At 65.6% G+C, this 14295-nt stretch carries 16 protein-coding genes and 2 pseudogenes; 13 read left to right on the top strand and 5 right to left on the bottom strand.

The features are described from left to right. Positions 1-146: 146 nt before the first annotated feature. The 7 genes and pseudogenes from ASV56_RS24900 to ASV56_RS12415 all read left to right on the top strand — a co-directional run. Positions 147-326: pseudogene (locus tag ASV56_RS24900) on the top strand (DUF6538 domain-containing protein); the annotation flags it as partial. Between the two features lie 95 nt (positions 327-421). Then, a complete protein-coding gene (locus ASV56_RS12395; protein WP_062562405.1) occupies positions 422-796 on the top strand; it encodes a hypothetical protein in 375 nt (124 codons plus the stop codon). Positions 797-833: 37 nt separating this feature from the next. Beyond that, entirely contained in the window at positions 834-1748 is a 915-nt protein-coding gene (locus ASV56_RS23590; protein ID WP_216635389.1) for a site-specific integrase, read from the top strand. Next, positions 1720-2480: pseudogene (locus ASV56_RS22775) on the top strand (IS5 family transposase). The gene ASV56_RS23590 and the pseudogene ASV56_RS22775 overlap by 29 nt, the downstream one beginning before the upstream one ends. Before the next feature lie 365 nt (positions 2481-2845). Further along, positions 2846-3262 carry a hypothetical protein gene (locus ASV56_RS12410; protein WP_062562406.1) on the top strand — a complete coding sequence of 139 codons (417 nt, stop codon included), beginning with the start codon at positions 2846-2848 and terminating at the stop codon, positions 3260-3262. After that, the gene (locus ASV56_RS23595; protein WP_172823770.1) at positions 3259-3546 is read left to right on the top strand and encodes a hypothetical protein; all 288 of its coding nucleotides are present in this window, start codon (positions 3259-3261) and stop codon (positions 3544-3546) included. Before ASV56_RS12410 ends, ASV56_RS23595 begins: the two co-directional genes overlap by 4 nt. Further along, positions 3543-3764, top strand: a complete 222-nt coding sequence (locus ASV56_RS12415) for a hypothetical protein (protein ID WP_062562407.1) — start codon at positions 3543-3545, stop codon at positions 3762-3764. Before ASV56_RS23595 ends, ASV56_RS12415 begins: the two co-directional genes overlap by 4 nt. A gap of 246 nt (positions 3765-4010) precedes the next feature. On the opposite strand, the gene ASV56_RS12420 is transcribed toward ASV56_RS12415, so the two are convergent. The 4 genes from ASV56_RS12420 to gmk form a co-directional block, all read right to left on the bottom strand. Beyond that, positions 4011-4394, bottom strand: a complete 384-nt coding sequence (locus ASV56_RS12420) for a putative periplasmic lipoprotein (RefSeq protein ID WP_062562408.1) — start codon at positions 4392-4394, stop codon at positions 4011-4013. Positions 4395-4490: 96 nt separating this feature from the next. Continuing rightward, complete coding sequence (locus ASV56_RS12425; protein ID WP_062562409.1) at positions 4491-5546, bottom strand: ATP-binding protein; 1056 nt, start codon at positions 5544-5546, stop codon at positions 4491-4493. Beyond that, complete coding sequence (locus ASV56_RS12430) at positions 5543-6070, bottom strand: gamma carbonic anhydrase family protein (protein WP_062562410.1); 528 nt, start codon at positions 6068-6070, stop codon at positions 5543-5545. The genes ASV56_RS12425 and ASV56_RS12430 overlap by 4 nt, the downstream gene beginning before the upstream one ends. Continuing rightward, a complete protein-coding gene (gmk, locus tag ASV56_RS12435) occupies positions 6067-6699 on the bottom strand; it encodes a guanylate kinase (protein WP_062563301.1) in 633 nt (210 codons plus the stop codon). The genes ASV56_RS12430 and gmk overlap by 4 nt, the downstream gene beginning before the upstream one ends. A gap of 215 nt (positions 6700-6914) precedes the next feature. Between gmk and ASV56_RS12440 the strand changes: the two genes are divergently transcribed. Next, the gene (locus ASV56_RS12440) at positions 6915-7685 is read left to right on the top strand and encodes a PAS domain-containing protein (RefSeq protein ID WP_156429157.1); all 771 of its coding nucleotides are present in this window, start codon (positions 6915-6917) and stop codon (positions 7683-7685) included. Positions 7686-7749: 64 nt separating this feature from the next. Here the strand turns inward: ASV56_RS12440 and ASV56_RS12445 are convergent, their stop codons facing one another. Then, positions 7750-9156 carry a class II 3-deoxy-7-phosphoheptulonate synthase gene (locus tag ASV56_RS12445; protein WP_062562412.1) on the bottom strand — a complete coding sequence of 469 codons (1407 nt, stop codon included), beginning with the start codon at positions 9154-9156 and terminating at the stop codon, positions 7750-7752. Positions 9157-9272: 116 nt separating this feature from the next. Here ASV56_RS12445 and ASV56_RS12450 point away from each other — a divergent pair, with 116 nt between their 5' ends. From ASV56_RS12450 to ASV56_RS12470, 5 genes are all read left to right on the top strand, one after another. Beyond that, positions 9273-10271: a GlxA family transcriptional regulator gene (locus ASV56_RS12450; protein ID WP_062563302.1), complete on the top strand. Its 999-nt coding sequence runs from the start codon at positions 9273-9275 to the stop codon at positions 10269-10271. A gap of 135 nt (positions 10272-10406) precedes the next feature. Continuing rightward, a complete protein-coding gene (locus ASV56_RS12455) occupies positions 10407-11591 on the top strand; it encodes an ABC transporter substrate-binding protein (protein ID WP_062562413.1) in 1185 nt (394 codons plus the stop codon). Positions 11592-11697: 106 nt separating this feature from the next. Further along, positions 11698-12564, top strand: a complete 867-nt coding sequence (locus ASV56_RS12460) for an ABC transporter ATP-binding protein (RefSeq protein ID WP_062563303.1) — start codon at positions 11698-11700, stop codon at positions 12562-12564. Further along, on the top strand, positions 12564-13274 hold the full coding sequence (locus ASV56_RS12465) for an ABC transporter ATP-binding protein (RefSeq protein WP_062562414.1): 711 nt from the start codon (positions 12564-12566) through the stop codon (positions 13272-13274). The genes ASV56_RS12460 and ASV56_RS12465 overlap by 1 nt, the downstream gene beginning before the upstream one ends. 3 nt (positions 13275-13277) lie before the next feature. After that, entirely contained in the window at positions 13278-14285 is a 1008-nt protein-coding gene (locus ASV56_RS12470) for a branched-chain amino acid ABC transporter permease (RefSeq protein WP_062562415.1), read from the top strand. Positions 14286-14295 lie beyond the last annotated feature (10 nt).

The raw sequence follows: 14295 nt of genomic DNA on the forward strand, positions 1-14295 counted from the left end.
GGGCGGCGCCGGGTCGCGAAAAAAGCCGGGGGCTCGATGCCCCCAAAGCCTATGCCCTCGAACGCCAGCAATCGTTGAAAACACCTTGAAATCCAATCCTTAGCCCGTTCTTCTGTCACGAATCCTGTTACAAAATGGGCCGCGTGATGGCTGGTGCACAACGATACCTCTTGAACCGAAACGGCAGGTTCTTCGCCCGGCTGGTGGTGCCAAAGGACCTGCGCACCATCGTCGGCAAGACCGAGCTACGCGCGCCGCTTGGTCCGGATCGCAGGACCGCCATGAAGCTGCTGGCTTCGGCTGTCGCGTCCCTGCAAGTGCAGATCACCCAGGCCGAGCGCAAGGCAGGCATCGCACCGCGCGAGGCATCCCCCATAACAACAGAGGACTTTCCCGCGCGATCTGGCAACGCTATTCCGAGATGCTGGCCGAGGACGAACAGACCCGCGCCCGGTATCCGACGCCCGACCAGATCAAGGCCGCGACCGACCGCGCCATTAAGCGTATCCAGAAAGACGGCATCGACCACCGCGACGAACTGGCGATGTTGGATGCCGCCCTAGAGGTCCATGTCCTAAACGGCGCCCGTGACTTCGACCAGAACGCCCGCATGGTCAGGCTGGACGCGCTGCGCCGGGAACTGACCGCAGGTGAGACGCATCAGGTTGAACATGAGATAGACGCTTACCTTGATCGGCATGGCGTTGCTGCCCCGGCTGGTTCAGCCGAGCGCATCACTCTGGCAAAGCGCCTGATGCGCCGAGATCGAGGCGCTGGAACGCACCCTAGAGCGTGACCGTGGCAATTATGGCGGGAAGCCTGCTGACCCCATCGTGAAGCCGCCAGCGACTGCTACAGAGGCGCCTAAGCCGGTTAGCATCGGCAAGCTATGGACCGACTACATCAAGGCCCGGCAGGTGGTCGGTTCGATGAAGGACGGCGGCAAACGCGGCAAGCCGGTCATTGAAAGTCTGCGCGTTCATCTTGGACACGACGATGCCAGCAAGATCACCAAGAAAGACCTGCTGGCGTGGCGCGACAAGCTGCTGGAAACCCTGGGCGCCAAGACGGTTTCCAGCATCTATCTATCGGCTGTCCGGTCCCTGCTGGAATGGGCCGTGGACGATGACCGCCTGTCCGAGAACCCCGCCGCTACGGTGAAGCAGCCCCGCCCCAAACGCCGGCGCAGCCGCGACCCCGGTTATTCCGACAAGGAAGCAACCGCGATCTTGAAAACGTCCCGATCCTATGAGCCGCCTATCTCGGTTTACGGGCATGTCCATGAGCGACAACCGACCATCAATGCTAAGCGATGGGCGCCGATCCTCTGTGCCTTTTCTGGTGCGCGGATCGGTGAGATTACGCAGCTACGCAAGCAGGACGTTTTCCAAGAGGGCGACCGCTGGATTATGCGGATCACGCCAGAGGCCGGAACCGTGAAAGCTGGCGGCTATCGCGACATACCCCTGCACCGGCAGGTGATCGCAGAAGGCTTCATTAAGTTCGTGGAACAGGCCAAAGATGGCCCGCTATTCTCGACCGCGAAGAACAACGACCCGCCCGCGAAAGCTGTGGAAGCTGCTGCCGGCCAGTTGAAGCGACTTGCCGCATGGCTTCATGAGCTTCAACTAGGTGGTGTTGACAAAAGGGATTCACAGGGTGGCCTGATCGTGATTCAAGCTGGTACCTGCAATGGAGACCAGCTTGGCACGAGACCTGATGTCGGACGAGGAATGGGCGTTTCATGAGCGCTTCATTCTGGCCGTGCGCGCCCCGAACGGGCGCAAGCCCGCAAATCACCGCCTTGTTCTTGATGGGATTTTCTGGATCGCGCGGACCGGCTCTCCTTGGCGCGACCTCCCAGAAGAGTTCGGGAAGTGGTCCAGTGTCTACCGCCAGTTCCGGCGCTGGACCCTGGCGGGGTTGTGGGAGCAGATCCTCGAAGCGCTGAACGAAAGTCGGATCGTGCCGGATGCGCTCCAGATGATCGACAGCACCGTGATCCGCGCCCATCATCAGGCAGCGGGCGCAAAAGGGGGACTCCAAGACAGGGTTTTGGCCGTTCAAGAGGTGGTTTCACGACCAAGGTCCACCTGCGCGTCAATGCTGCCGGGCTGCCAATGAGGTCGGACATCACGCCGGGCCAGACATCGGACTACCTGGGCTTTGATCTGGTCATGGACGACAACCTGCCGGAGCCTTGCATCCTGCTGGCCGATCGCGGCTATGACTCCGACAAGGTTCGCAAAACCATGGAGGCGCGTAGCATCCTGCCGGTGGTCCCGATGCGCAAGTCTCGCAGGCTCCGTGTCGCTGTCGATCGCAGGCTCTACCGGCTGCGGAACCTTGTCGAGCGGTGCTTCAACAAGCTCAAGAACGCTCGCCGTGTCGCCACCCGCTACGACAAGACCGCCGAAAGCTTCCTTGGCTTCATCGATATCACGTCGATCCGCCTCTGGCTCCGCCATTTGTCAACATGACCTAGTGCGCGGGTTCCTCATATTCCCCGAAAACCCCGAGACGGCACGGCGGGCTTACTTCCCCCGCGCGGTGCCGGAACCTACGAAACGAGGAAGGCACAACTTTTAGATTTTTGAGTTATCCACAGGGTTTTTGCCTTATCCACAGGATAACTATCTGAATTTGATCACTAATAAAAATAAAAAAACCCGCATTCATATCACTTGCAATTGTGAGATAACGAGTCACCCAGCGACGAATCATTGCTGGCAGACAGGCCGACTGCATGAGAACGACAAGGGCGGCGCAACTAAGTTTGCAGACCGTGGAAGCCCGCCCCTGTCGAAAGACTACCGACGAAACCCATCAGATTAGAGGATCACTGATGACCGAGACGAATCCGACCAGCAACGAAACCAGCAACCACAAGGAGAACGCCAGTATGGCAAACAATAACACCCCAACCCCCGAGGCGGCAAGCATCACCGACCGCGATGGCTATATCGTCGCCAAGGCGCTGGCTTACGCGATTGCGCGCATCCAATCCCTGCCCGACGACCGGCAGGAACATGGCGACATGCTGGATATGTGCGCCTTGCTGCGCGGACATGACCTGCCGCAATCCATGCTGGATATGATCCTGCTGGATGTGGAGCGCCACGCTCAGCAAGAGGTTGACGTGTATCCCGGCGAGGAACTGCACGACGAACGGCAGGCGATGCGCGAGCGTCTTGATGCCATGAAGGCGGCGCAAGATGAGGCGATGCGCCGCTTCAACGAAATCCAGAAGGAGGTCGCATGATGCAGAAAGCAATCAGCGCCCGCGAGAACTTTCATGTCAAGCTGACGTGGTGGCACCAAATCAATGATGATGAGGAAGGCGCAGAACGCGCCCGCCTCGACCTAATCCAAGCATGTGGCGGCGTATGGAACTATACTGGTCGAATCCCTGAACCTTTGTGGCATGAGGTTCGCGACGCTATCGGCAACTGGAAGAACGCCGACGACTGGCAAACGAAAGGCCGAACCTATTCTGTTGCTGCACGGCTGATCTTGGCGCGCCTGAAAGCGCAGGAGGCCGCATGATGGTGGCACGGTCAATCTACATCCCCCGCCGTAGCACCCTTGACCGGCTGTCCGACGTTGACCGCGTGGCGGTCCTTGATGCCTACATGCGCAAGTTGGAGGAAGAAGAAGAGCGTTGCGTGACCGATGCCAAGCGGGATCGGCAGATGCAGGGCCTGCAAAATTACAAGCGCAGGCTTGTTGAGGTCGCAAACGACTATGGCTTGTGGCTTGATTAGCCCCTGACCCGCGACGCTCACAGCAACCAAAAGCCCCGGCACGACCGGGGCTTTTTCATGTCATGACGCAACGTCACTTAGCCCGTTACAAAGGGCAAATTTGTGTTACAAAACGACTCGCAACTTATTGATTTTATTAGGCGCACCTCGGGCTCGATGCCCCAGGCTTTTTTGACCCGCCCCGTACGGCTGACGGATCATAGGCCGGGATCAGGCGCCGGGGCCGCGCAACCGGCCCCGGCCGATTCACTTCCGACAGTCCAGCGAGACCTCGACCGGATTGGGCACCAGTTCCAGCATCGCGCCGCTGCCGGCATCGACGCCGGCGCCGATGATGCCGCCGAAGACCACGTTCCCCGCCATGGCCGCACCGCCGCCTCCGGCGACGCGGTTCGTCACGCGGATCTGCTGCGGCTGGCAGCGGTCCTTGCTGACCACTACATTCAGTTCGGATTTGCGGGGCAGCTTGAAGGTGCAGGGCGTGCCGGCGCAGGTCTCGCCATTGCTCAGCTTCACCTGCGCGCCTTGCGGGTTGGAGTTCACCACCAGCACGTCCTTGGTGCCGCGGGTGATGGTCGCGCAACCGGCGAGCGAAAAGATGGCCAGGGCCACGGCCAGGAATCGGATCATGTTCAGTCCTCACATCATGTCGAGAACTTTCAATGAACACCGAAATCCCTTACATCCGGTAAACCTGCCCATGATTCCGGCAGATACGCGCAAACCTCAGATCCGGCCGATCTTTTCCGGCAGGATCACGGTGAAGCGGCTGCCCTGGCCGCGGGTGCTTTCGATGCGCAGCCGGCCGCGATGGCGGTTGATGATATGCTTGACGATGGCGAGACCCAGCCCGGTGCCGCCCTGCTCGCGCGAGCGATGGGTGTCGACGCGATAGAAGCGCTCGGTCAGGCGCGGCAGGTGCTGCTGGTCGATCCCCTCGCCGCGGTCGACGACCGAGACCGACCAGGCCGGGCCGCGCAGCACTGGCTCGTGTCCCAGATGCTCCAAGGTGACTGTGACCACGCCGCCGCCGGCGCCGTATTTCAGCGCGTTCTCGACCAGGTTGTGAAACACCTGCACCAGCTGGTCGGCATCGCCCGGAATCATCGCCTTCCCGGCGGCGCCGGTCAGTTCCAGCCGCACCCCGGCCGCGCCCGCCGCAGGGTTCAGCGTCGCCACCACCCCGCGCAGCAAGGCAGCGAGGTCCAGGCTCTGCGCCGGGCGCCGGCGCTCGTCCTGCTCGACCCGGCTCAGCGACAGAAGGTCGGCGACCAGCCGGTTCATCCGCCCGGCCTCGCGCTCCATGATGTCGAGAAAACGGGTGCGCGCGGCCTCGTCGTTGCGGGCCGGGCCGCGCAGCGTCTCGATGAATCCCATCAGCGCGGTCAGCGGCGTGCGCAATTCGTGGCTGACATTGGCGACGAAATCGCGGCGCATCTGCTCGGTTTCCTCGTCGCGCGAGCGGTCCTCGATCGCGACCGTGGCGCCGGCCAGCCCCGGCGCGTCGAGCCGCGTCACCGTCACCGCGCAGAACACCCGCCGTTCGGCGGCGCCAAGCGCCAGGCTCAGCTGTGCCCGGTCCTGCTGCCCGGCCAGCACCCCGTCCAGCGCCGCGTTGACCTCGGGCTGGCGCAGCACGGTGACGAAGGGCCGCCCGCCGGGAACCGGGCCCAGCAGGGCCTCGGCCGGCTCGTTGGCACCCATGATCCGGGCCTGGCGGTCGACGACCAGCATCGCCACCGGCACGCCGCGCAAGAGCGCATGCAGGCGCGCCTCGATCATCCCTCGAAGGCCCGTGTCAGTCCCTTGCGGAAGCGGGCGGCGTTGCGGCGATAGCCCTCGGCCGATTTCAAGAGCTGCGCCCGGGCGATGTCGTCGAGCTGGCGCAGGATCTTGCCCGGCGCCCCCATGACCAGCGAGCCGGGCGGGATCTCCTTGCCCTCAGCGACCAGCGCGCCGGCGCCGATCAGCGAGCCCGCGCCGATGCGGGCGCCGTTCATAATCGTGGCACCCATGCCGATCAGCACGCCGTCCTCGATGGTGCAGCCGTGCAGGATGGCGCGGTGGCCGATGGTGCAATTGGCGCCGATGGTCAGCGGATAGCCCATGTCGGTGTGGCACATGCTCAGGTCCTGCACGTTCGAGCCGCGCCCGACGCGGATCTCCTCGTTGTCGCCGCGCAGCACGGCGCCGAACCAGACGCTGGCCCCCGCCTCCAGCACCACGCGGCCCATCAGCTGCGCGCCGGGCGCCACCCAGGCCTCGGCGTCGAGTTGCGGGGTGATCCCGTCCAGTTCCCAGATCATCGGCTCTCCTCCTCCATCAGGGCGCGAACGAAGGGGCCAAGCCCCACCTGCCGGTCCCGGCGCTGCCGTTCCGCCTTCAGGATGGTGATCAGGCTATCGGTGCTGCGGTCAAGGTCGTCGTTGACGATGACATAGTCATATTCCGCCCAATGGCTGATCTCGGCGCGACTTTTCTGCATCCGGGCCGCGATCACCTCGGCCGCGTCCTGGCCGCGCGACACCAGCCGCCGCTCCAGTTCGACCAGGCTCGGCGGCAGCACGAAGATCGAGACGACATGCTTGCCCAAGCTCGAGGCCCGGATCTGCTGGCCGCCCTGCCAGTCCACGTCGAACAGCGTGTCGCGCCCGGCCAGCATCGTCGCCTCGACCGGGGCGCGCGGCGTGCCGTAGAAATTGCCGAAGACCTCGGCATGTTCCAGCATCTCGCCGGCCTTGACCATGTCCTGGAACTCTTCGGGGCTGCGGAAATAGTAATGGCTGCCCTCGACCTCGCCCGGGCGCGGCTGGCGGGTGGTGGCCGAGACGGAAAAGCGCAGGTCCGGGTCCCAGTCCATCAGCCGGCGCGCCAGCGTCGATTTCCCCGCCCCCGAGGGCGAGGACAGGATCACCAGCAAACCGTTGCGCCCCAGATCCATCCTTCAGCCCCCGACCATTCCCGTATCCTGCCCGCGCCGCCTGAATGGCCCCGGCCGGCAGCGGGGTCAAGACCCGGCCCCGCGGCCCGGCAAAAGCGTCGCTGATTTTAACCATCGCCGGAAAAATTCTCTCGGAAATGGTGAACGAAAGGTTTAGATTCAGACTGTGTGAGTGTTTTTACGAGTGAACAGGTGGGTCGGGGCTGATGATGCAGGACCAGGGAGACGACATTCCGGGGACCGAGGACGAGGTGTCGCGGCGCGCGCGCGGCAAGGGCAAGCTGTTGCGCCTTGCCGATTACGAGCCGGTGCAGGCCGAGCGGATCCTTGGCGAATTGCGCGGCTATTGGGAAGGGCTGCGCCAGGGCCGCGCCATCCCCGCGCGCGGCGACGTGGAACCGCGCGGCATCCGCCGGGCGCTGGACTATGCCTTCATCCTGGAACGCATCGCGCCGGGGGCGGCGCGCTTTCGCCTGGCCGGGCGGCACCTGATCGACCTGATGGGCATGGAGGTGCGTGGCATGCCGGTCTGCGCCTTCCTGAACACCAGTTCGCGCGGGCGGCTGTCGGACGTGCTGGAAAGCGTGTTCCGCGGCCCGCAGATCGCCGAGCTGGTGCTGGATTCGCCGGCCACCTATGGCCGGCCGGCGATGTCGGGGCGCATGCTGCTGCTGCCGCTGCGTTCGGACCTGGGGGATGTCACGCGCGCGCTCGGCTGCATGATCTGCGAGGGCGAGGTCGGCGAAAGCCCGCGCCGCTTCGACCTGGTCTCGGACGAGGAATTCCCGGTCATCCCCGGCGCCAAGGTGCTGGAACCGTCGCCCTCGCGCGCCGGGTTCGAGGAACCGCCGGCGCCCTGGAAACCCAGCTCCCGCGCCGAGCCGGCACCCGCGCCCGAGCCCATCACGCCCGAGGAGCGCCGCGCCCGCTTTCGCCTGATCACCGGCGTCGATCCCACGCCGCGCGGCACCCGCTACTGACGCAAGCCATGAAAAAGGGCGGCCGGGATGATCCCGCCGCCCGTTTCGGTTCCCGCCGCCGCGCTCAGCTGGCCTTGGCCTGCTGGCCGCCGTTCAGGCGCCGGCTGCGTAGTTCCTCGGCCACCAGGAAGGCCAGTTCCAACGACTGGCTGGCATTCAGGCGCGGGTCGCAGGCGGTGTGGTAGCGGTCGGACAGGTTCTCGTCCGTCACCGCCCGCACGCCGCCGGTGCATTCGGTCACGTCCTGGCCGGTCATCTCGAAATGCACGCCGCCGGGGATGGTGCCCTCGGCGCGGTGGATGGCGAAGAATTCGCGCACCTCGCGCAGGATCGAATCGAAGGCCCGGGTCTTGTAGCCGGTCGAGGACTTGATGACATTGCCGTGCATCGGGTCGCAGGACCAGACGACATTGGCGCCCTCGGCCTGGACGGTCTGGATCAGCCGCGGCAGGTGGTCGCCGACCTTGCCGGCGCCGAAGCGGGCGATCAGCGTCAGCCGGCCGGGTTCGTTTTCCGGGTTCAGCCGCTCCATCAGCACCTTCAGGTCCTCGGCCGTGGTCGAGGGGCCGCATTTCAGCCCGATCGGGTTCTGCACGCCGCGGCAGAACTCGACATGCGCGCCGTCGGGCTGCCGGGTGCGGTCGCCGATCCACAGCATATGGCCCGAGCCCGCCACCGGCAGGCCGGTCGTCGAATCGATCCGGGCCAGCGCCTCCTCGTATTCCAGCAGCAGGGCCTCGTGGCTGGTGTAGAAATCCACCTGCCCCAGGTCATGCGCGGTTGCCGAGGTCACGCCGGCGGCGGCCATGAAGGCCATGGCGTCGCTGATGCGGTCGGCGATGTCGCGATAGCGCGCGGCTTCCTCGCCGCCGGTGAAGTCGCTGATCCAGCTCTGCACCCGGTGCATGTCGGCATAGCCGCCGGTCGAGAAGGCGCGCAGCAGGTTCAGCGAGGCCGCGGCCTGGGTATAGGCCGCCAGCATGCGCTGCGGATCGGGAATGCGCGCCGCGGGGGTGAAGTCGAAGCCGTTGATGATGTCGCCGCGATAGCTGGGCAGCTCCTGCCCGTCCAGAACCTCGGTGGGCGCGCTGCGCGGCTTGGCGAACTGGCCCGCCATGCGACCGACCTTGACCACCGGCAGCTGCGCGCCCCAGGTCAACACCACGGCCATCTGCAGCATGACCTTGAAGGTGTCGCGGATATTGTCGGCAGAGAATTCGCTGAAGCTCTCGGCGCAGTCGCCGCCCTGCAACAGGAAGGCGCGGCCCTGCGCCACCGCCGCCAGCGACTGCTTCAGCCGGCGCGCCTCGCCGGCAAAGACCAGCGGCGGGTATTTCGCCAACTGCGCCTCGACCGCGTTCAGCGCCGGCTGGTCGGGATAGTCGGGCATCTGGACGCGCGGATAGGCGCGCCAGCCACGCTTGTCCCATGCCTGTGCCGGGGTCGCGGAACTGGAATTCGTCTGTGCCATGATCCTGTCCTTCATGTAGCCCTTTGCGCCATATAGAGCCTGGCGCGGCGAAGGAAAAGCCTTGCGCGCTCCGCATCCGCCTGATGATCTGCACCCGAAGCAGCGCCGCGACCGACATGCCAGAGCATGATCCAGCAATCCCCCCGGATCCGGGGCCGGGTCCGGCCGCCGTCCCCCGCCCTGCCCGCTATGTCTTCCTGCTTCTGGACCGGTTCACGCTGGCGTCCTTTGCCGCCGCCATCGAGCCGCTGCGGCTGGCGAACCGCATCGCCGGGCGCCCGCTCTACGACTGGCGGCTGGTCGGCGAGGGCGGCGGCTTCGCCCACTGCTCGAACGGCGCCCGCATCATGCTGGACGGGGGCCTCGAGGACGGCAGCCGCGGCGATACCGTGCTGGTCTGCGGCGGGCTCGACGTCGCCCGCGCCGCCGCGCGCCCGGTGCTGGCCTGGCTCAGGCGCGAGGCCCGGCGCGGCGCCCGCATCGGCGCGCTCTGCACCGGCGCCTGGGTGCTGGCCGAGGCCGGGCTGCTCGCCGGCCGGCGCTGCACCATCCATTGGGAAAACCAGGACGCCTTCGCCGAAAAATTCCCCGACACCACCCTGATCCGCACCGTCTTCGTCGAGGACGGCAACCGCCTGACCGCCGCCGGCGGCACCGCGGCCATCGACCTGATGCTGCGCCAGATCGCCCGCGACCACGGCGCGGCGCTGGCCGGGCGGGTGGCCGACCAGATGATCCACACCGCGATCCGCTCCGAGGAGGACCACCAGCGCCAGTCGGTGCCGGTGCGGCTGGGCGCGCGCCACCCGCGCCTGGCGCAGGTGGTGGCGCGGATGGAGGCCAATATCGAGGAGCCGCTGAGCCCGGCGCGGCTGGCGCAGGACGCCGGCCTGTCGCCGCGCCAGCTCGAGCGGCTGTTCGCGCGCTATCTCGGCCACTCGCCCAAGCGGCATTACATGGCGCTGCGGCTGGAGCGGGCGCAGAACCTGCTGGCGCAGACCGAGATGAGCGTGATCGAGATCGCGCTCGCCTGCGGCTTCGCCAGCACCGCGCATTTCTCGAAATGCTACCGCGCCCAGTATGGCGAGACGCCCTATCGCAAAAGGGGCGGCTAAGATCTTCGGGCCGCGACATTTCGCCAAGGCAAACGGCAGATTTGTCCCTTGCCGCCCCGCGCAAGCGGCTTTTCTTTTCGCCGGAGGGCTTATAACCTGTCAGACAGGACAACGATCCACTCAGGGAGACTAGGAATGAAAAAGCTTCTTCTGGCCAGCGCCGCGGGTGCCTTGCTTGCCGGCGCCGCGGGCGCCGAAGAGATCAAGATGGGCATCTCGCTGGGCCTGACCGGGCCGCTGGAATCGATCTCGCCCGCGATGCAGAAGGGCGCCGAGCTGGCGATGAAGGAAGTCAGCGACAGCGGCAAGCTGCTGGACGGCTCGACCGTGACGCCGGTGGTGGCCGACAACACCTGCACCGACGCCGCCGCCTCGGTCGCCGCCGTCACCCGCCTCGTCAGCGCCGAGGGCGTCAAGGGCATCATGGGCGGCATGTGCTCGGGCGAGACCATCGCCTCGGTCGAGCAGGTCGGCGTGCCGCAGGGCGTGGTGATGATCTCGCCCTCGGCCACCTCGCCGGCGCTGTCCACGCTGGACGACAAGGGCTTCTTCTTCCGCACCTCGCCCTCGGATGCGCGCCAGGGCGAAGTCATGGCCGACATCGTGCTGGAGCATGGCATCAAGTCGGTCGCGGTGACCTATACCAACAACGACTACGGCAAGGGCCTGGCCGACAGCTTTGCCGAGGCCTACAAGGCCAAGGGCGGCAATGTCACCGTGGTTTCGGCCCATGACGACGGCAAGGCCGACTATTCGGCCGAGGTCGCGGCGCTGGCCGCCGCCGGCGGCGACGCGCTGGTCGTGGCCGGCTATGCCGACCAGGGCGGCTCGGGCGTGATCCAGGGCGCGCTGGACACCGGCGCCTTCTCGACCTTCGTGCTGCCCGACGGCATGGTGAACAACGTGCTGGTCGAGAAGTTCGGCACCCAGCTGGAAACCTCCTTCGGCCAGAACCCCTCGGCCGAGGGCGAAGGCCACGACAAGTTCGCCGAGCTGGCCAAGACGGCGGGCTTCGACGGCACCTCGGCCTATGCCGGCGAATCCTATGACGCGAGCGCCCTGATGCTGCTGGCCATGCAGGCCGCCAAGTCCTCGGATCCCAAGGTGTACAAGGACAAGGTGATGGAGATCGCCAACGCCCCGGGCGAGAAGATCTATCCGGGCGAGCTGGCCAAGGGGCTGGAGCTGCTCGCGGCCGGCACCGACATCGACTATGTCGGCGCCACCTCGGTCGAGCTGGTCGAGCCGGGCGAGAGCGCCGGCGTCTATCGCGAGGTGGACTTCAAGGGCGGCAAGCTCAACGTGGTCGGCTTCCGCTGAACGGCCCGCAATCATGAAGGGGTCCGGTAAATCCGGGCCCTTTCTTCAATATACAACAATCCCTTAATGGGAATTCTTCATGCAAGGCATGAAGCTGGGGAGCGACATGATCCAGGTCCATGACCTGCACCGGCATTTCGGAGGTTTCCGCGCCGTCGATGGCGCCAGCCTGACCATCGAGCAGGGCTCGATCACCGGGCTCATTGGCCCGAACGGCGCAGGAAAATCCACATTATTCAACGTGATTGCCGGGGTTCTTAAACCCACCTCCGGCCGCGTGACCATGGCGGGCGAGGATATCACCGGCCTTGCCCCGCATGAGCTGTTCCACAAGGGCCTGCTGCGCACCTTCCAGCTGGCGCATGAGTTTTCCTCGATGACGGTGCGCGAGAACCTGATGATGGTCCCCGCCGGCCAGTGCGGGGAAACCCTGGTCAACACCTGGTTCCGCCGCAGCCGCATCCGCGACGAGGAACGCGCGCTGCGCAAGAAGGCCGACGAGGTGCTTGAATTCCTGACGATTTCCCATGTCGCCGATGAAAAGGCCGGCAACCTGTCCGGCGGGCAGAAGAAGCTGCTGGAACTGGGCCGCACCATGATGGTGGACGCCAGGATCGTGTTCCTGGACGAGGTCGGCGCCGGCGTGAACCGCACGCTTCTGGGCACCATCGGCGACGCCATCGTGCGGCTGAACAAGGAGCGCGGCTATACCTTCTGCGTCATCGAACATGACATGGATTTCATCGGCCGGCTCTGCGACCCGGTGATCGTCATGGCGGCGGGCAAGGTGCTGGCGCAGGGCAGCGCCTCCAGCATCATGCAGAACGAGGCGGTGATCGAGGCCTATCTGGGCACCGGGCTGAAGAACAAGGTCGCGGCCGAGGAAGCGGTCGAGCGCGTGACCGGCGAAAGCCATGGCGCCCAGCCCGGCCTTGGCGACGAGGCCGGCGTCTTCGACCAGGAGAAACCCTGATGGCGTCCCCCTATCTTTCCGCGACGGACATGCGCGGCGGCTATGGCAAGGCCGACATCCTGAACGGCTGCACCCTGACCGTGGACAAGGGCCAGATCGCGGTGATCGTTGGCCCGAACGGCGCTGGCAAGTCCACCGCGATGAAGGCGGTCTTCGGCATGCTGAACCTGCGCGAGGGCCGCGTGACGCTGGGTGGCGAGGATATCACCGCGCTGACCCCGCAGGAACGGGTGCGCAAGGGCATGGGCTTCGTGCCGCAGACGCACAATATCTTCCCGACCATGACGGTCGAGGAGAACCTGGAGATGGGCGCCTATATCCGCGAGGACGACTATCGCGACACCATGGCCCAGGTCTATGAGCTGTTCCCGGCCGTGGCCGACAAGCGGCGTCAGAACGCGGGCGAGCTGTCGGGCGGCCAGCGCCAGCAGGTCGCCGTCGGCCGGGCGCTGATGACGCGGCCGAGCCTTCTCATGCTGGACGAGCCCACCGCCGGCGTCTCGCCCATCGTCATGGACGAGCTGTTCGACCGCATCATCGAGGTCGCCCGCACCGGGATTTCCATCCTGATGGTGGAACAGAATGCGCGCCAGGCCCTCGAGATCGCCGACGTCGGCTATGTCCTGGTGCAGGGCGCGAACCGCTATACCGACTCGGGGTCCGCGCTGCTGGCCGATCCCGAGGTTCGCCGCACCTTCCTGGGGGGCTGACGCATGGACATCCTGAACGCCCTGGTGGCCATCCTGAACTTCGTGGTGATCCCCGCCGCCTCATACGGCGCGCAACTGGCGCTTGGCGCGCTGGGGGTGACGCTGATCTATGGCATCCTGCGCTTTTCCAACTTCGCCCATGGCGACACCATGGCTTTCGGCACCGCGCTGGTGATCCTGGTGACCTGGGGCTTGCAGGCCATCGGCATCAGCCTGGGGCCGCTGCCGACCGCGCTTCTGGCGCTGCCCATCGGCATCGCACTGTGCGCGGTCTTCGTGCTGGCCACCGACCGGGTGGTCTATCGGTTCTATCGCCGGAAGCGGTCGGATCCGATCATCCTGGTCATGGCCTCGGTGGGCGTGATGTTCATCATGAACGGGCTGACCCGGATGACGCCGAAGATCGGCGTGAACGAGGTCCGCTTCGACGACGGCGCGCGCTTCCTGATCTCGGTGCAGGAGTTCAAGGCCTGGACCGGGCTCAACGAGGGCCTGGCGCTGCGCGTCAGCCAGGCGCTGACGCTGGTCGTCACCGCGCTGGCCTGCTGGGCGCTGTTCCGCTTCCTGAACCGCTCGCGCGCCGGCAAGGCGATGCGGGCCTATTCCGACAACGAGGATCTGGCGCTGCTGTCGGGCATCGACCCCGAGCGGGTGGTGCGGCTGACCTGGATCATCGCCACGGCGCTGGCGGTGACGGCGGGCACGCTCTACGGGCTCGACAAGTCATTCAAGGCCTTCAACTATTTCCAGATCCTGCTGCCGATCTTTGCCGCGGCCATCGTGGGCGGCCTCGGCAATCCGCTGGGCGCGGTCGCCGGCGGCTTCATCGTCGCCTTTTCCGAGGTGGCGGTTACCTATCCCTGGAAGAAGATCGCCGCCTACCTGGGCTTCCAATCGGATGGCATGCTGCAACTGCTGTCCACCGAATACAAGTTCGCGGTCAGCTTCGTGATCCTGATCGTGGTGCTGTTGTTCCGGCCGACCGGCCTGTTCCGCGGCAAATCCGTCTGAGGAGGGTTAC

The sequence above is a fragment of the Paracoccus aminovorans genome, from assembly GCF_001546115.1.
Taxonomy (GTDB): domain Bacteria; phylum Pseudomonadota; class Alphaproteobacteria; order Rhodobacterales; family Rhodobacteraceae; genus Paracoccus; species Paracoccus aminovorans_B.